The 19,431-nt window shown below is 63.3% G+C and carries 16 protein-coding genes; all 16 read right to left on the reverse strand.

Annotated features, from left to right (window positions below):
• Position 1 precedes the first annotated feature (1 nt).
• A complete protein-coding gene (locus V6590_RS11620) occupies positions 2-1,084 on the reverse strand; it encodes an amino acid ABC transporter permease (protein ID WP_335423112.1) in 1,083 nt (360 codons plus the stop codon).
• Complete coding sequence (locus V6590_RS11625) at positions 1,081-2,259, reverse strand: ABC transporter permease subunit (RefSeq protein ID WP_335423114.1); 1,179 nt, start codon at positions 2,257-2,259, stop codon at positions 1,081-1,083. Before V6590_RS11625 ends, V6590_RS11620 begins: the two co-directional genes overlap by 4 nt.
• 61 nt (positions 2,260-2,320) lie before the next feature.
• On the reverse strand, positions 2,321-3,352 hold the full coding sequence (locus V6590_RS11630) for an amino acid ABC transporter substrate-binding protein (RefSeq protein WP_335423116.1): 1,032 nt from the start codon (positions 3,350-3,352) through the stop codon (positions 2,321-2,323).
• A 113-nt stretch (positions 3,353-3,465) separates the two neighbouring features.
• Complete coding sequence (locus tag V6590_RS11635) at positions 3,466-4,215, reverse strand: SDR family NAD(P)-dependent oxidoreductase (protein ID WP_335423118.1); 750 nt, start codon at positions 4,213-4,215, stop codon at positions 3,466-3,468.
• A complete protein-coding gene (locus tag V6590_RS11640; protein WP_335423120.1) occupies positions 4,212-4,949 on the reverse strand; it encodes an SDR family oxidoreductase in 738 nt (245 codons plus the stop codon). The genes V6590_RS11635 and V6590_RS11640 overlap by 4 nt, the downstream gene beginning before the upstream one ends.
• A 78-nt stretch (positions 4,950-5,027) precedes the next feature.
• Positions 5,028-5,993: a LysR substrate-binding domain-containing protein gene (locus tag V6590_RS11645; RefSeq protein ID WP_335423122.1), complete on the reverse strand. Its 966-nt coding sequence runs from the start codon at positions 5,991-5,993 to the stop codon at positions 5,028-5,030.
• A gap of 26 nt (positions 5,994-6,019) precedes the next feature.
• Positions 6,020-7,228: an NAD(P)/FAD-dependent oxidoreductase gene (locus tag V6590_RS11650; protein ID WP_335423124.1), complete on the reverse strand. Its 1,209-nt coding sequence runs from the start codon at positions 7,226-7,228 to the stop codon at positions 6,020-6,022.
• The gene (locus V6590_RS11655) at positions 7,225-8,046 is read right to left on the reverse strand and encodes an NAD-dependent epimerase/dehydratase family protein (RefSeq protein ID WP_335423126.1); all 822 of its coding nucleotides are present in this window, start codon (positions 8,044-8,046) and stop codon (positions 7,225-7,227) included. Before V6590_RS11655 ends, V6590_RS11650 begins: the two co-directional genes overlap by 4 nt.
• The gene (locus V6590_RS11660) at positions 8,046-9,263 is read right to left on the reverse strand and encodes a pyridoxal phosphate-dependent aminotransferase (protein WP_335423128.1); all 1,218 of its coding nucleotides are present in this window, start codon (positions 9,261-9,263) and stop codon (positions 8,046-8,048) included. The genes V6590_RS11655 and V6590_RS11660 overlap by 1 nt, the downstream gene beginning before the upstream one ends.
• Complete coding sequence (locus V6590_RS11665; RefSeq protein ID WP_335423130.1) at positions 9,260-10,882, reverse strand: hydantoinase B/oxoprolinase family protein; 1,623 nt, start codon at positions 10,880-10,882, stop codon at positions 9,260-9,262. The genes V6590_RS11660 and V6590_RS11665 overlap by 4 nt, the downstream gene beginning before the upstream one ends.
• Positions 10,879-12,966 carry a hydantoinase/oxoprolinase family protein gene (locus V6590_RS11670; RefSeq protein ID WP_335423132.1) on the reverse strand — a complete coding sequence of 696 codons (2,088 nt, stop codon included), beginning with the start codon at positions 12,964-12,966 and terminating at the stop codon, positions 10,879-10,881. The genes V6590_RS11665 and V6590_RS11670 overlap by 4 nt, the downstream gene beginning before the upstream one ends.
• On the reverse strand, positions 12,963-14,627 hold the full coding sequence (locus tag V6590_RS11675) for a thiamine pyrophosphate-dependent enzyme (protein WP_335423134.1): 1,665 nt from the start codon (positions 14,625-14,627) through the stop codon (positions 12,963-12,965). Before V6590_RS11675 ends, V6590_RS11670 begins: the two co-directional genes overlap by 4 nt.
• A gap of 93 nt (positions 14,628-14,720) precedes the next feature.
• Complete coding sequence (locus tag V6590_RS11680) at positions 14,721-16,127, reverse strand: FAD-binding oxidoreductase (RefSeq protein WP_335423137.1); 1,407 nt, start codon at positions 16,125-16,127, stop codon at positions 14,721-14,723.
• Complete coding sequence (locus V6590_RS11685; protein WP_335423139.1) at positions 16,124-17,557, reverse strand: aldehyde dehydrogenase family protein; 1,434 nt, start codon at positions 17,555-17,557, stop codon at positions 16,124-16,126. The genes V6590_RS11680 and V6590_RS11685 overlap by 4 nt, the downstream gene beginning before the upstream one ends.
• Positions 17,558-17,620: 63 nt before the next feature.
• Complete coding sequence (locus V6590_RS11690) at positions 17,621-18,544, reverse strand: electron transfer flavoprotein subunit alpha/FixB family protein (protein ID WP_335423140.1); 924 nt, start codon at positions 18,542-18,544, stop codon at positions 17,621-17,623.
• A 1-nt stretch (position 18,545) separates the two neighbouring features.
• Positions 18,546-19,307: an electron transfer flavoprotein subunit beta/FixA family protein gene (locus tag V6590_RS11695; protein WP_335423143.1), complete on the reverse strand. Its 762-nt coding sequence runs from the start codon at positions 19,305-19,307 to the stop codon at positions 18,546-18,548.
• Positions 19,308-19,431: the final 124 nt, after the last annotated feature.

Genomic DNA, 19,431 nt, shown 5'->3' on the forward strand with positions numbered 1-19,431 from the left:
ATCAGTCCTTGCGATGTCCGGCGTTCATCCGGGCCTCGAGGAACGCGCCATAGCGCGACAGGCCGAAGACGAAGATGAAATAGATGGCGGCGACGAAGGCGTAGACCTCGACATAGGCGAACTTCCATTCGCCGGTTTTGTAGGCGGTGTTGCCGGCAGCGAGCAGCTCGATGAAGCCGACCACAACGATCAGCGAGGTCTCCATGAAAGCCACGACGAACTGGTTGATCGTTGCGGGCAATGCCAGACGGAACGCCTGAGGCAGGACCACGCGCGACATGCGGTTCCAGTAGGTGAGGCCAAGGGCCTTGGCGGCCTCTTCCTGTCCGCGCTGGATGCCCTGAAGCCCGCCCCGAATGATCTCGGCCTGATAGGCGGCGAAGAAGACGGCTGCGCCAAAGATCACTCGGTAGAGCTTTTCGCCGATCAGGAAACCCGGAAGCCTGAAGGGCAGCACGATGGCGGCGGTAAAGAGGATCGACAAGAGCGGCAAGGAGCGGATCGTGTCGATGATCCACCCGGTCACCCGGGCGATGACCGGCAGTTCGGACCGTCGCAGCAGGGCCAGAACGATGGCAAGCGGCATCCCGATGACCCCAGTGGCCACAAAGACGAAGAGGGTCAGCGGAAGCCCGCCCCATTGCTGTTCATTGACGAGGGTGAGGCCAAGAATCCCGCCCCGCATCAGACCATAGAAGACCCCGGTGCCGAGCACCCAGGTCAGGGCAAGACGGCGGAAGCTCCACATGCGCGGCAGGCAGGACAGGATGATCACCGCCGCAACCACCATGCAGGCCAGGGCCGGGCGCCACTGCTCGGCATAAGGGTAGATTCCGAACAGGATGACCCGCCACCGAACCGCGATCACTGACCAGCACGCCCCACCCTTCGCGGCGCAATCGCTCTGATTGGCCGTGGCCGAGAATGTTGCGTCGAGCACGGCCCAATTCAGCACCCAGCCTCCCAATGCCAGCAGGACGGCAAAGCTGGCAAAGGTCATCAGCGCCGAAGGCAACGTCCCGAAATAGTCCCGTCTCAGGCGCTTCCAAACAACATTGCGCGGGGTGTGCAGAGCAGCGGTCATGCAGCACCGCCCATGTTGTGGCCCTTGAGGGCGATGGCGCGGTTGACCCGGTTCAGAATGGCGGACAGCGTGAAGTTGAGGGCCAGAAATCCGCCCATCAGGATGCCGATCAGTTCAAGCGTCTGTCCGGAATGGGTGATCGAACTGGCGATGATCATGAAGAAGTCCGAAAACCCGACCGCGATGCCCAGCGTCGTCGCCTTGATCAGCCAGACATACTGGTTGATCAGGATCGGCAGCATGGCCCGAAAGGCCAGGGGAAGGCGCACGCGGGAAAACACCTGCCACGGCGACAGGCCAAGGGCGCGGGCTGCCTCGGTCTGGCCCCGGCCTACGGCCTTGAACCCACCGCGGACGATCTCGCCCACATATGCTCCGCCATAGGTCATGATCGCAATGGCGAGGCAGGCGAACTCCGGTTGGATGCGAATGCCGCCATCGATCCGCAGGCCCTTTAGTTCGGGGCGGGTCACCCAATCGGCGCCGGGGACATGCGACGTCACAACGACAGACGCGGTGACAAGGGCGGTCAAGGTAAGCAGGCCCACCAAAAGGCGACGGCGCGGTGCGCGCTCCATGCGCTTGAAGCGAGCGGACAGGGTGACCCAAAGGCTCAGAGCAAACCCGAGAAACAGAATGCCCACGGTGGCCATTGCGGGGCCGTAAGGGATCGCAAGACCCGGCAGATAGATCCCACGCGAACTGAGCAGAGCCGATCCGACCGAGACCGCCTCACGCGGGTTCGGCAGGGAGTTGGCCAAAGCATACCAGAAGAAAAGTTGCAGGATCAGCGGCAGGTTACGGAAAATCTCGATGTAGACGGTTGCCAGAAGACGCGCAGCAGGGTTCTGGCCCGAGCGCATCAACCCGACGGCAAGCCCGATCACTGTTGCGCCGCCGAGGCCAAGAAGGCCCATGACCAGGGTGTTGATCAGACCGAGAAACAGGAACCACCAGTAGGGGTCGGTCGGTGCTGCCGGAAGGACGGTGAAGTTCATCTCCCATCCCGTGCTCTTCCACAGGAAGTCAAAGCCCGAAGTCATCCCTTGCGCGGAAAGGTTTGCCCGCGCTGTCAGGAAGGCCGCCGTAATCGCACCGACAAGCAGGATCAGGAACCCGCCCTGCAACAGAAAGCTGCGAGCTGTCCGGCTGCGCCAGGGAGAGAGTGCGATCATGGGCGGTGCTTTCGGCAAGAGGGAGTTGGCCGCGGCGAGGAGACCGCGGCCAGAGGCTGGATCAGTCGAAGACCAGCGGGAACAGAACGCCGCCGTCTTTCCACAGCGCCGTCATTTCGCGCGGCATCTTGTAGGGCGAACCCTGGCCAAGGCTGCGCTCGAAGATCTCGGAGTAGTTCCCAACCTGCTTGATCACGTTGTAAGCCCAGTCGTCGGACAGGCCGAGGCCCGTGCCCACGCCAGGGGTCGCACCAAGGAACTTGCCGATCTCGGCGGTGGGCGGGTTGGCCTTCACCTCGTCGATGTTGGCCGACGTGATTCCTTCCTGTTCAGCAAACAGCAGCGCCGACAGAGTCCAGTTGGCGATGTCGACCCAGTTGTCATCGCCCTGGCGGGTGATCATCACTTCCGGCTCCAGCGCCAGTACGTCGGGCAGCAGGGTGTGTCCGTCGGGATTGTCAGATTGCGAGGCAGCGATGGCCAGCACCGGGCCCCAGGCGGCGAAGGTGTCGCAACGACCCGAGAAGTAGGCCGCTTCGACTTCTTCGTTCTTTTCGATGGCGACGATCTCCATCTCGATGCCCTTGGCGGCGAGATAAGAGGCAACCTGACGTTCGGTCGACGTCGAGGCCGGAACACAGACCGAGCCCCCGGCGGCGTCCTTCAGGCTGGTCAGGCCAAGCTCGGCATGGGCCATGACCTTGGTGGTGCCAAGGTAATAGGAGTTCGAGAACTGTAGCCCCAACTCGCCATCGCGCGACAGCGTGCCGCCCGAGGCCTTGATGATGATGTCGATGTCGCCCGATTGCAGCGAGGGCCAGCGCTGCGCCCAGTCGATCGGGATGATGTTGGCCTTCGCCGGGTCGCCGAAGATCGCGGCGGTCATCGCTCGGCAAAGCTCAATGTCGATGCCTTTCCAGACGCCCTTGTCGTCCACCTCTGCAAAGCCAAGGTAGGAGCCGATGTCGCCGGGGCAGTTCAGCGTGCCGCGCGCCTGCACGGTTTTCAGGGTGTCGCCATTGTCGGCAAGTGCTGCAATCGGTGTCAGGGCCATTGCCCCGAACGCGAGGGTCGTCGTCTTCAACCAGTTCATTCGTGCCACTCCCATGTTGGCGTTTGGTGCAGGCAATAGTTGACCGTCACCGGCCGGGCCTGCGCTACCGGTCGGAGTTATCTCCCTGTGATTTCAGGGGGTTTCAGGCTTCGTCAGGCATAGATGTAACCGCCCGACACGATGATGTTCTCACCCGTCATGTAGGTGTTGCGCGGCCCTCCAGCCATCAGCACCCACTCTGCCATTTCTTCCGGCTCGCCGCCCCGACCCAGAGGGCTGGCCTTGGCCAACTCACCCAGGAAGCCCGCCTCGCGCGCCTTTTCGGTGGCCATGCCTGCGGGTGCGACCGAGTTGACCAGAATCCCGTCCGGTGCCACCGCATGGGCCATGCTCTTCGTCAGGCTGACCACGGCGGCCTTGGTGGCGGCGTAATGGGCATTTTGCGGGTGCGCCTTGAAGGCATCAACCGAAGTGATGTTGACGATCCGCCCGCGCACCCGGTCTTTCACCTCTTGCGCCTGCATGTGGCGGATGGCTGCCACCATCATGTGATAGGTGCCTTTGACGTTGATCGCGTTCGACGCGTCCCAATCGGCATCGGTGATCTCAAGGATCGGCTTGCGGGGGTAGATTGCGGCCGAGTTGATCAGCGTGTCCACCCGACCCAGAACGGCTGCGACCGATGCAAAGGCCTCATGCGCGGCTGGAGCGGTGCGAATGTCGCAGGCTGCGAAGCTGGCCGGGATGCCAGCAGCCCGTGCAGGAGCCAGGGCGGCCTCGGCCGCTTCCGCGTTCAGGTCGATGATGCCAAGGCCACTGGCGCCTTCAGAAACAGCCATCCGGGCCAAGAGCGCGCCCAGCCCCGCGCCACCTCCGACGATCACGACAGACAACCCCTTCATTTCTTTTCCTTTTCAGATGGCACTTGCGGGGTGACGGGCTGGCGCGTGGGAAGAATGTCGAACCGCGCCACATCCACATGCGGCGGCAATGCCAGCACGGCCAGAACCATCGCAGCGACATCCTCGGGTTGAACCGCCGTTTGACCCGCATACATCGCGGCGCGGGCGTCAGCCGACAGCACGTCCTTGTAGAGCGGGCTTTCCACCCGGCCCGCAACAATCTCGGTCACCCGCACGCCCGAAGGCGACAGGTCCAGTCGCAGGCTTTGGGCGAACCCGCCCAGGGCCGCCTTTGTTGCGGCATAGACCGCCATGTTGGGATAGGGCGTGTGCGCGGCAATCGATCCGGTAAAGAAGATGTGTCCTATGCCGCGCGCGCGCATCCCGGGTGCGACAGCATGGGTCATCAAGAGCGCCTGGGTCAGGTTGGTCGCGACCTGACGATGGATGTCCTCCTCGGCCATGTCGCAGAAATTTCCGGGGGGTGCGACCATTCCGGCGTTGTTTACCAGCACGTCGGGCGCTGCATCCCGAAGCGCTTCGGCCAGCCGGGCCGACAGACCCTCGGTCTGGCCCAGATCCAGCGCCAAGGGAATCAGCCCCCGCGCCTGCAGGTCTGACAGAGCCGCCGGATCGCGCCCTACGGCAATCACCCGATGACCGGCGGCGTGCAGGGCAAGGGCAATGGCCTGCCCAATCCCGCTTGTCGCTCCTGTCACCAAAGCCTGCGCCATGTCGTCCCTTTCCGTTTCACAAAAGCTGCACCATTGCGTCGCCGCGCCAAATCAAGAAATTCATCAGAACGACAAGAATTACTTGTCTCGACCTACCGCGGCCTGATCCGCCAGCGTGCGAAATTCCTTGTCATCCATGGAGTGCCAATTCTCGGTCTCGATCCAGCGACAGAAGGTGGCGATGGTCTTCACCCGCCGATGCGCCTTTGGCACCACAAGATAGAAGCCGGGCACCTGGGCCTCGGGCATCTTGTGCATCACATCCTGGCCAAAGGGCGCCACAAGCTTGCCCAGCTTGAGATCCTCGGCCGCGTCGATGGTCGAAATCAGCCCGATCCCAAGGCCAGTCAGAGTTGCTCGCCGCATCGTCGCGGCATCCTGAAGCTGGATATCGTTCTTTCCTGACCGGTCCTGAACTCCAAGGTGTCGCAGCACATTGGGCCAGAGATCCGATGACAGCACCGGGTGCAAAAGCGGCGTGGTCTGCAGGTCATCCGGGCCTGTCAGGCGACGGGCAAGCTCTGGCGTGCAGCAGATCACCTTGTAGTCATGCATCAGAAGCGTGGCATCATGGCCCTTCCAGGCACCAAAGCCCCACTGGATCGCCACGTCCACGTCATCGGCCACAAAATCCGGCAGATCGACCATGGTCGTCAGCCGCAAGTCGGCATCGGGTGCAATGTCGCGGAAGCGGTTTATCCGGTCCAAAAGATAGCGTGTCGCAAAATAGGGGCTCGCGTTAACGTTGATCCGGTTGCGGGTGTCGGACTTGGCCACCCGCCTCACGCCCTCTTCCAGCTCGTCAAAAGCAGCCTGCACGAAATGAGCAAGCAGGATCGCCTTTTCATTGGGCTCGATGGCGCGACCCTTGCGCTCAAAGAGCTCCGCCCCAAGCGTATCTTCCAGAAGCTTGATCTGCTGGCTGACCGCCTGCGGGCTGACGCTGAGTTCCTCCGCTGCGCTCCGAAACGACCGGTGCCGCACAACAGTGTGGAACACGCGAAGCGCATTCAACGGCGGCAACCGGGCATGGGGATTGTTCATCGCTGATTTTCCATGTGTCTCGCCCCTCAGATCACGGCCTTCTCAAGGAAGGGTCGGCCTTCGGCAATCCGCTCGTAGCCCACTTCGGACAGATCAAGCGTGCGGAACCCGCCATAGATGATCAGCTCCGACACACCGCGCCCGGCGGCCGGGCCTTGTTGCAGCCCATGGCCGGAAAATCCGTTGGCATAGACAAAGTTAGCAACTTCGGGGTGCCGACCGACGATCAGGTTGTGATCGAGCGTGTTAAAATCATAGTGCCCAGCCCATTGGTTCACGACCTTGATCGCCTCGAACCCGGGCGAGCGTTCGGCAAGAGCGGGCCAGATGATCTCCTCGAACTCCTGGTAACGCGGTTCGAAATCGTCCCAGTCCACGGCCGGGTCTTCGACCGGCGGGGCGCCCGACAGGAAGAACCGCCCCTCCGGGCGACAGAATACGCCGGAAGGATCGATCATCAGGGGTAGGCGCCCCTGATTGACGGTTGCGCTGCCTTCGGGGGTCTTGGCGCAATCGAAGACGAACAAGGTGCGCTTGCGCGGTTCTACCGGAACATCAAGGCCGGCCATCCGTGCCGTCAGGGCCGCGCGCGGGCCGGAGGCGTTGACCACAGTTCCAGCCTGCACCACAGCGCCCGACTTCAATGTGACCGAGGTCACGCGTGCCCCATCGCGGCCAATGGCCACGACTTCATCCGTCACGTATTCGGCCCCCTGTGCCCGAGCCTTGGCCTTGAACCCGTTCATCAGCCCTGTGTTGGAAAACCACCCCTCGCCAGACTGGCCGTATGACGCAAGCCGGATGTCATCCACCCGCAGATGCGGGAAAGCGCGCGCCAATTCTTCCTGTGTCCACAGCACCACATCTGCTCCACAGGCGCGCTGCACCTCGTGGTTCTCGCGCAGGGTCTGTTCCTGATCTTCCGTCGCTGCCAAAAACAGGTAGCCGCCCTGATGGAAGTTCAGGTCAGGCCTTGCTTCGCCAGCCACCTGCATGGCATCACCAAAGCCATTGATGAAGGCGCTGCCATATTGACTGATCTTCACATTGATCGGGTTGGAAAACTGCGTCCGGATCGACGAGGACGACAGCGAGGTTGCCGCTTTCGAATAGGTCGGGTCGCGTTCCACCACCAGGACCGAACCTTTGAAGTCAGGGTTCGCGGTCAAGAAATAGGCCACGGCCGAGCCGATGACGGCCCCGCCCACGATCACGACATCATAGGATTGCTTCATTTCGCGGCCTCATCATCAGGGTGACCCAGGTCGACGAACCAACCGCCCAGGTGTTTGACGGCAGGGGCATGTGGATCAGGGGGAGAAAGACGCGCCTCCACCTCGGCGCGGAACGCTTCAGTGCTGTCCTGCGGGACGTAACCGATATGCGCGGCCAGACGGTTGTCGACCATGCGGTGCCGGTTTGCAGAGGTGCCATAGACGATGGAAAAGGCCGCGCGAGGTGCGGTCAGGCTGGCTTCAACCAGACGGATGCAATCGTCGAAGGTCAGCATAGACCACAGCATCCGGCGGTCAGTAAATTCCGGAAAGCTGGAGAAGATGCGCAAGGCCACCGTCTCGATCCCGAACTTGTCCCAGTAAAGCCGGCCAAGGTCTTCAACAAAGCATTTCGACAGACCGTAGAGCCCATCGGGCCGGTGCGGGGCATTCGCGTCGATCTGATCCTCGATCTGATGATATCCGATCGCATGAACCGAGCTGGAATAGACCACCCGGGCGACCCCGTTCTTTCGCGCGCCTTCGTAGATGTGATAGCTGCCGCGGATGTTGCCGTTTAGGATGCTGTCCCAGGACCGCTCCAGCGGCACACCGCCAAAATGGACGATGGCATCGACGCCCTCGGTGGCGCGGATCGTCGCCTCCATATCGGCCAGATCGAATTGCAGGGCTTCTTCGTTTGGCTGAATGTCCTTGATCTCGGCCATATCGGCCACGCGCAGATGCGTGCACAGCGGGGCCAGGCCGCGCCGAAGATGGGTGCCAAGCCGCCCTGCGGCCCCGGTCAGAAGGATGCGGTTGAAACGGGGCTTGGTCATCATGCAGCCTTTGCGGGTGAGAGGGCAGCCACGGCGCGTCCGATGCGAGACATTGCCTCGGTCAGGGTGGCGTCCGAGGTGGCGGTCGAGATGCGGAAGAATGGCGACAGGCCGTAGGCGGCGCCGGGGACGGCTCCGACATGGCCTTCGTTCAACAGGTAGGCGACCACCGCTGTATCGTCGGCCAGCACGTCACCTTTGGGCGTGACCCGTCCGATCAGACCCGCGCAATCGATATAGGCATAGAAGGCGCCTTCGGGGGGAGACAGGCTCAGACCCGGAATGGCCGCCACACCGGCAACTACCAGATCGCGGCGGCGTTCGAACGCTTCACGGAAGTTGGCGATACAGTCCTGCGGGCCGGTCAGCGCCGCCAGAGCCGCGGCCTGCATGGGCGCTGCAACCGAGGTCACCGACTGGCTTTGCACCGTGTTCATCGCTTTAAGCAGTGGCGCGGGACCGGCGGCGTAGCCAACGCGCCAGCCAGTCATCGCATAGGCCTTTGCCACGCCGTTCACGATCAGCGTCCGGTCCCGCAATTCAGGGCAGGCTTTACCGAAGCTGACGAATTCCCGCCTGTCAAAAATGATGTGCTCATAGATTTCATCCGACAGGATCAGAACTTGCGGATGCCGCGCCAGCACCGCGCCCAAGTCGCGCAATTCCGCCAGCGAATAAACCGCGCCGGATGGATTGCCCGGCATGTTCAGAAACAGCCATTTGGTGCGCGGGGTGATGGCGGCTTCCAGCATTGCGGGCGTCAGGCGAAAGCCGGACTCAGCCCCGCAGACGGGCGTGACCGGCACCCCTCCCAGAAGCTTCACCATCTCGGGGTAGCTGACGAAGTAGGGCGCGGGCAGGATCGCCTCATCCCCATCATTCAGCGTCGCCATCAGCGCGTTGAAAATGATCTGCTTGGCCCCATTGGCGACCACGATGTCATCGGGGCCATAGTCGAGGCCATTCTCGCGGCGGAACTTCTCGGCCACCGCCTTTCGAAGGGCCAGCGTTCCCGCTGCCGGGGTATAGAGCGTCTCGCCCGCAAGGGCCGCCTTCTGCGCGGCTTCGGCCACATGGGCGGGCGTCGGGAAATCCGGCTCTCCCAGGCCAAGGTCGACCGCATCGACGCCGGTGGCACGCAGGGCTTTTGCCGCCATGCTGGCCGCCATCGAAGCTGAAGGTTTCACCGCCGCGAGGCGGGTTGCGACATAACTCATTTCGCCGTCTCCGTCACATAGCCCTTGGCCAGATCTTTCGCCCGTTCAGCGGGATCGCGCAGTGCGGGATCACCGAACCCACCCCCGCCCGGCAGATGCAGCACCAGCCGCCGACCCTCGGGCACATGTTGCCAGCCCTTGGGCTTCAGCGCCGTGCCATCGTCCAGCGCGGCCTTGCCCGCAGCCCCGGACATACCGCCATCACGGCCCTTGGCTGGATGGTCGATTCGGTCGAACATGGCCGAGAAATCGAACTCATGCCCCGGCAGCGGTTCGATCTCGATCACCTGGCCCAACCCGCCGCGATACTGGCCGTCGCCGCCGGAATCCGGCCTCAACTCCTTGCGCCAGACGACGACCGGGCCTGTCTGTTCCGTCGCCTCGATCGGCATGGTCATCACGCCTGAGGGGAAAGCGGTTGACGACAACCCGTCCGACCCCGGACGCGCGCCCATGCCGCCCGAGTTGAACATCAGGATCTCGGCCCGCCGTCCCTGCGCCCCTGCTACAGGACGCACAGACATGTGAATGTTCCACAAGGCGGCGGCTCCTTCCGCCAGAACCTGCCCGGGCAGCGCGCGGGCCAGCGCTCCCAGCACGAGATCAGGCACCAAATGCCCGATCACATGGCGCACCGACACGGGAGCGGGGCGTTCTGCGTTCAGGATGTTGGTGGGTGAGGAAATGGTGAAAGCCTCAAGCGAGGCCCAGTTGTTGGGAATATCCGGCGCCACCACGCATTTCAGCGCATAGCAGGCATAGGCCTTGGTGTAGATGATCGGCACGTTGATGCCATGCTTGCTCATCCCATCCGTGCCCGTGAAATCGACATTGACCGACCCTTCGGCAATGGAAACCTCACAGGCCAGCTTGACCGGGCTGTCATAGCCGTCGGTCAGAAGTTCGTTGGCCCAGGTGCCCTTTGGCAAAGCGGCGATCCGGTCCAGCGTGGCCGCATGGGTGCGCGAGAAGATGAACTCTCCCAAAGCATCCAATGTTGTGAGCCCGATCTCATCCATCATCTGGATCAGACGCTGGTGGCCGACGTCGTTGCAGGCAGCCAGCGAATAGAAGTCCCCCACCACCTGGTTGGCCTCGCGCACATTGGCGCGCAGGATGCGGATCAGATCGGCGTTCACCCGGCCACGTTCGGCGAACTTCATGATCGGGATCTGGATGCCTTCCTCGTAGACCGTCTTGCCATCTGCCCCAAAGCCACGCCCACCCACATCGACCACATGCGCTGTGCAAGCGAAAAAACCGACCAGCACATCGCCCTTGAAGCTGGGCGAGACCATGGTGATGTCGTGCAGGTGCCCGGTACCCTTCCAGGGATCGTTGGTCACATAGGTATCGCCGGGGAACATGTTGTCGCGGCCGATTTCCGCGATGAAGTGCAGGACTGCCTCGGCCATCGTGTTGACGTGACCGGGCGTGCCGGTCACCGCCTGCGCCAGCATCCGGCCAGCCGGATCAAACACCCCCGCCGACAGATCGCCCGCCTCGCGCACAGAGGTTGAAAATGCCGTGCGCAACAGCGTCATCGCCTGTTCCTCGACGACCGAGATCAGGCGGTTCCACATGACCTGCATGCGAATTTCGAAGGTAGCATCGGTCATGCCTGAACCCCTTTGCGGACCAGAAGAAGACTGCCATCGTCTTGCATCACCACATCGAAAGGCGAGGTGACGACGGTCGAGGTTTCGCGTTCCACCACCACGGCAGGACCGGAAAGCCGGGCGCCGGGCGCAAGGCTCCCGCGTTCGACGATGGCGGTGGGCAGAGCTTCCCCCCTCGCCGGATCGAAAACCGGACGGGACATGGAAGCGCCAACGTCCGTCCGGCCCAAGGTCAGCGCGTGACGCATCGGTGCCGGACGGCTGTCCTGCGCCTTGACCGAGAAGGTCACGATTTCGATCTCCAATCCATCCAGCCCGACGATGGCGCGGCCAAAGAAGCGGGCGTAATTGGCGTGGAAATCCTGGCGCAGAAGATCCACGTCCGCTGCAGTAAAGGGGCGGTCCGGCAGCGCCACCGGAATTTCCCATCCCTGGCCGACATAACGCATGTAAGCGGTGATCGCGCGCTGGATGGCCCCATCGGTGCCCGCGCGCACAAATCCCTCGGCCGTGGCTTTCAGACCGTCCAGCAGGGTATTCACGTCATCCGCTACAAAGTCCGAAAGCCGCGTGACCTTGGAGGCCAGCGCCTCATACCCGAAGGGAGCCTTGAGGAAACCAATAGCCGATCCAACGCCAGCCCCCGCCGGGATCAGGCATTGGTCGATGCCCAGCTTTTCGCAGAGTCGCGCGGCGTGCAAAGGTGCCGCACCGCCAAAGGCCACCATGATGTTGTCCGAGATGTTCTTGCCGTTTTCCACCGCATGGACGCGCGCGGCATTGGCCATGTTCTCGTCCACCACCTCGCAGATGCCAAAGGCGGCGGGGGTGGCAGCCAGTTTCAGCCGATCCCCCACATCGCGCAGGATCGCGGCTTCAGACGCGGCGGCCGACAATTTGATCGCGCCACCCGCGAAATTGTCGGGGTCGATCTTGCCCAGCACCAGATCGGCATCCGTGATCGCCGGACGCAGACCGCCGCGCTGATAGCAGGCCGGGCCGGGTTCCGAGGCCGCCGATTCAGGTCCTGTCTGAATACGACCCATGGCATCCACCCAAGCGATCGATCCGCCGCCCGCGCCGATCTCGATCATCTCGATGACGGGGATCGAGATCGGCATGCCCGAGCCCTTGGCAAAGCGGGTGGAGCGCGCAACCTCAAAGGTCCGGGCGGTCTTGGGGGCGAAATCCTCGATCAGGCAGATCTTTGCCGTGGTGCCGCCCATGTCGTAGCTGACAACCTTCTCCAGGCCGAAGCGCTCTGCCACGTCGGCGGCAAAGATCGCGCCGCCTGCCGGGCCGCTTTCGACCAATCGCACAGGGAACTCGGCAGCCGTTTCCACAGAAATCAGGCCGCCGCCCGAATGGATCATGAAGACCGGGCAGCCCGCCCCCTTTTCCTTCAACCGCACCTGCAACCGGCCCAAGTAATCGGCCATCTGCGGGCGCACATAGGCATTGGCACACACGGTGTTGAAGCGTTCGAACTCGCGCATCTGCGGCGAGACTTCGGACGAGATCGAGATCGGCAGTCCCGTCTTGGCCGCAATGATCGCCCGAGCGCGTTCCTCATGAGCGGGGTTCATGTAGGAATGGATGAAGCCAATGGCGACAGAGCCGAATCCGCCTGATGCGATCCGGTTGGCCAGCGTCTCAAGCGTCACCTCGTCCAGGGGCGCCAGTTCCTGCCCCTGCGCGCCAATCCGGCCCGCCACGGTAAAGCGATCTTCGCGCGGGACCAGCGGCGTTGGAAGCTGCATGTTCAGGTCATACTGGTCGAACCGGCTTTCGGTCCGCATCTCGATCACATCGCGGAAGCCGTCCGTCGTCACGAAGGCCGTCCGTGCGCCGCGCCGCTCGATCAGGGCATTGGTGGCCAGCGTGGTGCCGTGGATCACGATCTCCAGATCGTCATATCCAAGCCCGGCCTCGGCCAGCACGATGTCGATCCCGTCAAGGATGGCCTGCTCGGGCGCTACATAGTTCGTCAGCACCTTGGTGGAATGCATGCCCCTTGGCGTTTCCAGCGCGATGTCGGTGAAGGTGCCCCCGATGTCGGCACCAAGTCGGATCTGAGAGGTCATTTCTTGTCCTTTGCCGCAATCGCCGCTTCCCGCATCTGCGAAAGCGTCTGGCGCGGGGTCAGCGCCTCGGGGCTGATGTTCAGGTCCAGCACCGCACCTGTGCGCGAGGCCAGGGCACGGGCAAAGGCGGCGGGGAAATCCTCGGTCCGCTCCACCCGTTCGGCGTGAAAGCCGTAGGATTTGGCCAGCATCACGAAATCGGGGTTTTCCAGCGTAGTGCCAGAGACCCGTGCCGGGTAGTGGCGTTCCTGATGCGCCCGGATCGTGCCATAGATGCCGTTGTTCAGGATCAGGACGATGGGCTGCGCCCCCGCCTGCATCGCGGTGCCAAGTTCCTGGCAGTTCATTTGGAAATCGCCATCCCCGGCAAAACAGACGACCGTGCGATCAGGATGGGCCACCTTGGCGGCCACTGCAGCCGGCACGCCATAGCCCATCGCCCCCGATTGCGGCGCGAGAAGCCGCGCCTTGCGGCCAAACTTGAAGAACTTGTTCGGCCAGACGGTGAAGTTGCCCGCCCCGTTGGTCAGGATCACATCTTCGGGCAGAATCTCCCGCAGATGCGCCGTGGCCAACCCCATGTCCACCGGCGAAGGCTGCGGGCTAAGTTCAAAGCCCGCCTCCCACTCGGCCCGCCCTTTCGCGCGCCAGGCCGTCCATCCGCCGGTGACCGGGCGCAGGGCCGCTGCAAAGGCGTTCGGCCCGGCCTGAATCCCAAGCGCAGGTTGATAGATCTTGCCGATCTCGCGATCTGACCCATGCACATGGATCAGCGTCTGAGCGGGGACCGGAACGGACAACAGCGTGTAGCCGTCGGTTGTCATCTCGCCAAAGCGGACGTTGATGGCCAGGATCACGTCCGCCTCGCAGATCAGGCGTCTCACGTTCGCGGGCATGCCCACGCCAGCCTCGCCCGCATAGACGGGTGAGTGGTTGTCGAACTGATCCTGATAGCGGAAGGCGGCGATCACAGGGATATCCGAAGCTTCGGCAAAGGCTTGAAGTGCCGCCTTGCCGGCGTCGGTCCAGTTGCAGCCACCCATCAGGATCAGTGGGCGGGATGCCTTGCCCAGAAGCCCAAGCGCCGCGTCCATCGCCTCTGGCTCTGCCGCCGCCTCGGCAATCTGGGCGGGCCCGATCAGGGGGGCGGCATCTGTCAGGCTGGTCAGCATGTCTTCAGGCAGGGCAATGACCACAGGTCCGGGGCGGCCGGTTGTGGTGGTTACCCAGGCGCGACCGAGGATTTCGGGGATGCGCGCCACGTCGTCGATCTCGACGGCCCATTTCGCCATCGTGCCGAACACCGCGCGGTAGTCGATCTCCTGAAACGCCTCGCGGCCTTTCATGTCGGTGCCGACTTGGCCCACGAAGATGATCATCGGTGCAGAGTCCTGCATCGCGGTGTGGATGCCGATCGAGGCGTTGGTCACTCCCGGCCCGCGCGTGACAAAACAAAGCCCCGGCTGGCCCGTCAGCTTGCCATAGGCGGCGGCCATGAAGGCCGCCCCGCCTTCGTTCCGGCAGAGCACGAAGTCCAGTTGGCCTTTCGTATCGTGCAACGCGTCCAGCACCGCCAGATAGCTTTCGCCCGGAACCCCGAACCCTTTGCTTGCGCCAAGTGCCACAAGGCTTTCGACCAAAAGCTGACCGCCGTTTCGCATCACGTTCTTCCCAATGCTGATTTCCCGGTCATCCTGCCCCCTTTCGGACGCTGCCGAAATCAAGAATTGCGGGCAATTGACAAGTAATTCTTGTCAGTCCTTGGCGATGATCACACCAGGATTAAGGATGCCATTGTCGTCTATGGCGCATTTGATCCGTTTCATCAGATCGCGCTCGACGGGGTCGCGCAGCGTATCGGCTAAGGCGACCTTGGATCGTCCGAGCCCGTGTTCGGCGGCAAAGCTGCCCCCCATGCCATCGGCCAGCCGCGCGAGCGACAGTCCGAAATCGGGACCCAGGCCACCGAAATCTGCCTGCCCCTGAGGTGGGGTCAAGTTGTAGTGGATGTTGCCGTCGCCCAAGTGACCAAAGGGGTTGATCCGCGTTCCCGGCAGCAGCCCCTCGCAGATATTCGCCCCTTCGGCCACAAATTCGGCAATGCGCCCGGGTGGAACGGAAATGTCGTGCTTCAACTGCGGGCCTTCCAGCCGCTGCCCCTCGGGCTGTTCTTCGCGCAGACGCCAGAAGGCGGCGCGTTGCGATTCCGATGCCGCAAGCGCGCCGTCTGTCACCAGACCCTCGGCCATTCCCCATTCCAGAACATCCTGCAGGATGTCATCCAGCGGCACACGGGCCGAGGTACTTGCCACCTCGACCAGCAGATACCATTCCGACCGGCTTTCCAGCGGAAAGACCAGCCCCGGCACATGGCGCAGCGCCAAGGACAATCCTAGGTCGGGAAAGAACTCCAGACCGGTCAGGAACTCGCCGGCATCAGACCGCAAGCGGCGACCAAAAGTCACCAAAGCCCCGCCATCGGGCAGCGCCAGAAGCGCGGTCTGCCGATGGCTCGGTTGAGGCGACAGGCGCAGAACCGCACGTGTGACCACGCCAAGCGTGCCTTCCGCCCCACAAAAGAGCTTCCGCAGCGCATATCCGGCGTTGTCTTTCTGTACCGCGCGGAGACCGTTCCAGATTGTGCCATCAGACAGGACCACCTCCAGCCCCTGCACAAGATCGGACATCATGCCAAAGCGAAAGGCATGGCTGCCCCCTGCATTGGTGCCGATCAACCCGCCGATCTGCGCGCTGCCTTCGGCCCCCAGATGCAGTGGAAACATCAGCCCCGATCCCTCAAGCGCCGTGTGCAACGATGCCAGCACGGCCCCCGCCTGCACCGTGATCGTCCCGCTGGCCAGATCGGGGGCATCCATCGATGCCATCCGGGCCAGCGACAGGATCACCGCCCCCTCATGTCCCGCCACCGCCGCCCCGCACAACCCGGTGTTGCCGCCCTGTGGCACAATTGCGACGCCCGCCGCGTGACAGGCGGCTACCACTCGGGAAACCTCTTCGGTCGAGGCGGGCCGCGCTACACCCAAGGGCGGCGCGCCATAGCGGTCGAGCCAATCGCGCGACCAGGGGCGGGCGTCAGCACTGGCGACCCAACCCTTAGGCCCAAGGATCTGGCGAAGCGTTGCCTCCAACATGCCGGTCATCCTGCAAAGACGTAGGCGGTCTTGACCGAGGTGTAGAAATCCATCGCCATCCGCCCCTGTTCCCGCCCGCCAAGGCTGGACGCCCCGCGCCCCCCGAAAGGCACATGGTAGTCCACCCCCGCCGTGGGCAGGTTCACCATTACCATGCCCGCCTTGGACCCACGCCGGAACGCCGTCGCATGTTTCAGGGATCCCGTGCAGATACCGGAGGACAGACCAAATGGCGTGTCATTGGCCACGGCCAGCGCTTCGTCGAAATCGGCAACCTTGATGACACTGGCACAGGGGCCAAAGATCTCTTCACGGCTGACCCGCATCTGGTTGGTGGCCCCAACAAACAACGCGGGGGATTGAAAACTGCCAGGCCGGTTCAGCCGCTGGCCGCCAATCACCTCGCAGCCTTCCTCAGCAGCAAGGCGGACATAGTCAAGGTTGCCGGCAAGCTGGCCTTCCGAAACCACGGGGCCCATCTGCGTTGCCGCCTCCAGCGGGTCACCTACCGGCAGCGCGCCCATCGCGGCACTCAGTCGGGCGACGAATTCATCGTGGACCCGGTCTTCAACGATCAGCCGCGAGGACGCGGTGCAGCGCTGCCCAGTCGAAAAGAACGCCCCGTTCAGGCAGGCATTCACCGCAAGGTCCAGATCGGCATCGGCCATGACCACCATCGGGTTCTTGCCGCCCATCTCCAGTTGGACTTTCTTCATCCCCGCCGCACAACCCGCCGCGATCCCCCGCCCGACGCGTTCGGACCCAGTGAAGGAAATCGCCGCCACATCCGGGTGCTGCACCAAGGCTGCCCCGATCTCGGACCCGCGCCCCATGACCAGATTGAACACCCCCGCCGGACAACCCGCCGCCTCCAGCACTTCGGCCAGAATATGCGCACAGGCGGGCGTCAGGTCGGCAGGTTTCATCACCACGCAATTGCCCGCCGCCAACGCCGGGGCTGCCTTCCACGCCGGAATGGCGATCGGAAAATTCCACGGCGTAATCAGACCCACGACCCCCAAGGGTTCGCGCATCACATCCACCTCGACCCCATCGCGGATCGAGTTCAGCTTTTCGCCCGGATTGCGTACCGCCTCGCCCGCATAGAAGTGGAAAAGTTGCGCCGCACGCAGCGCCTCGCCCTTTGCCTCGCCCAGGGTCTTGCCTTCCTCCCGCGCCAGTACGCGCCCAAGCTCGTCGTTGCGCGCCAGAAGGAGATCGCCAGCCCGTCGGAGCACATCCGACCGCAGCTGCGGGGAGGCTGCCGCCCACCCCCGTGCCGCCGCCGATGCGGCGGCAACCGCAGCCTCTACATCGGCCTTGCCGCCACGGGCATAGACGCCGATCAGGTCGTCGGGATTGGCCGGATTGCGGTCTTCGGCGGCATCATCTGCTGCAACCCACTGACCGCGAATGAAATTCTTGAGTATCTCTGCCATGTCGCTACTCATTTCTTGAGGCGCGGCATGCGCCGGTTTCGAAAACGGTGCCGTGATGGCTGCTCAGATCTTCGCTTCTAGCTCTGGGACAGCCGTGAAGAGATCCGCGACCAGCCCGTAATCCGCGACCTGGAAGATCGGGGCCTCTTCGTCCTTGTTGATCGCGACGATGACTTTCGAGTCCTTCATCCCCGCAAGGTGCTGAATCGCGCCCGAGATGCCGACGGCTACGTAAAGCGTGGGGGCCACGACCTTGCCGGTCTGGCCGACCTGCCAGTCGTTCGGCGCGTAGCCCGAATCGACCGCCGCGCGGGATGCGCCGACGGCGGCACCCAGCTTGTCGGCCAGCTTTTCGATCATGGCGAAGTTCTCTAGGGAACCCACACCACGACCACCCGAGACGACGATGCCTGCGCTCGTCAGTTCGGGGCGGTCGGAAGCGACCACCTTGTCCTCGACCCACTTGGACAGTGACCCGTCAGCGGCGGCGGCGACCTTCTCGACCGAAGCCGACCCCGTGCTGCCAGCCGCGGCGAAGGAGGCGGTGCGGACGGTCAGCACCTTCTTGGCATCCGACGACTTCACGGTCTGCACGGCATTGCCCGCATAGATCGGGCGCTCGAAGGTGTCGGCATCGACCACGGCGGTCACGTCCGAGATCACCATCACATCCAAGAGCGCGGCGACGCGGGGCAGCACGTTCTTGGAGAACGCGGTCGCGGCGGCGGCGATGTGGCTGTAGCCACCTGCCAGACCGACGACCAGCGCGGCGATGGGTTCGGCCATCCCGTGATCGAAGGCGGCGTCATCGGCATGCAGCACCTTGGCCGCACCGTCGAGCTTCGCAGCCTCGGCTGCGGCGGCGGCAGAGGTGCCGGCGACCAGCACATGGACCTCGCCCAGAGCCTTCACCGCGCTCAGCGCCTTGGCCACCGCATCGGTCGCCAGTTGCCCGTCATTCACATCGGCAAGCAGAAGAACGGCCATCTCAGATCACTCCCACTTCGTCTTTCAGTTTCGCGATCAGCTCGTCCACCGAGCCGACCTTCACGCCCGCCTTGCGGCCTGCCGGTTCGACCGTCTTCACGACCGACAGGCGGGGGCTGACGTCCACGCCGTAATCGGCGGGGGTCTTGGTCGCCAGCGGCTTGGTCTTGGCCTTCATGATGTTCGGCAAGCTCGCGTAGCGCGGCTCGTTCAGGCGCAGGTCCACGCTGATGATGGTCGGCATCTTGACCGAGATGGTCTGAAGCCCGCCGTCAACCTCGCGCGTCACCTTCGCGGTGTCGCCCTCGATGGCGACTTCCGAGGCAAAGGAGGCCTGCGACCAGCCGAGCAGGGCCGAGAGCATCTGGCCCGTGGCGTTCATGTCATTGTCGATGGCCTGCTTGCCGCAGAGGACGAGGCCCGGGCCTTCTTCCGTGACCACGCCCACCAGCAGCTTGGCCACGGCGAGGGGTTCGATATCTGTGTGCGCATCCGCCGCAGCTTCGATCAGGATGGCACGGTCGGCACCCATCGCCAGCGCCGTTCGCAACGTCTCTTGCGCCTGCTTCACGCCGATGGAAACCACGACGACTTCGGTCGCTACGCCTTTTTCTTTCAGGCGGATCGCCTCTTCGACAGCAATCTCGTCGAAGGGGTTCATCGACATCTTCACATTGGCCAGATCAACGCCCGATCCGTCCGCCTTGACGCGCACCTTCACGTTGTAGTCGATCACCCGTTTGACAGGCACCAGGACCTTCATGGGTTCTGCCCCTTTGATTGTTCCGGGGCGACAATACCGACAGACTTCCGCGCGAGATGCCAAGAAAAGCGGGGAATTGCCAAGTTTTACTTTACAGTACTAACTTGTGAAGTAGCGCGCCAGT

The organism is Gemmobacter denitrificans (assembly GCF_036964905.1).
GTDB lineage: Bacteria > Pseudomonadota > Alphaproteobacteria > Rhodobacterales > Rhodobacteraceae > Gemmobacter > Gemmobacter denitrificans.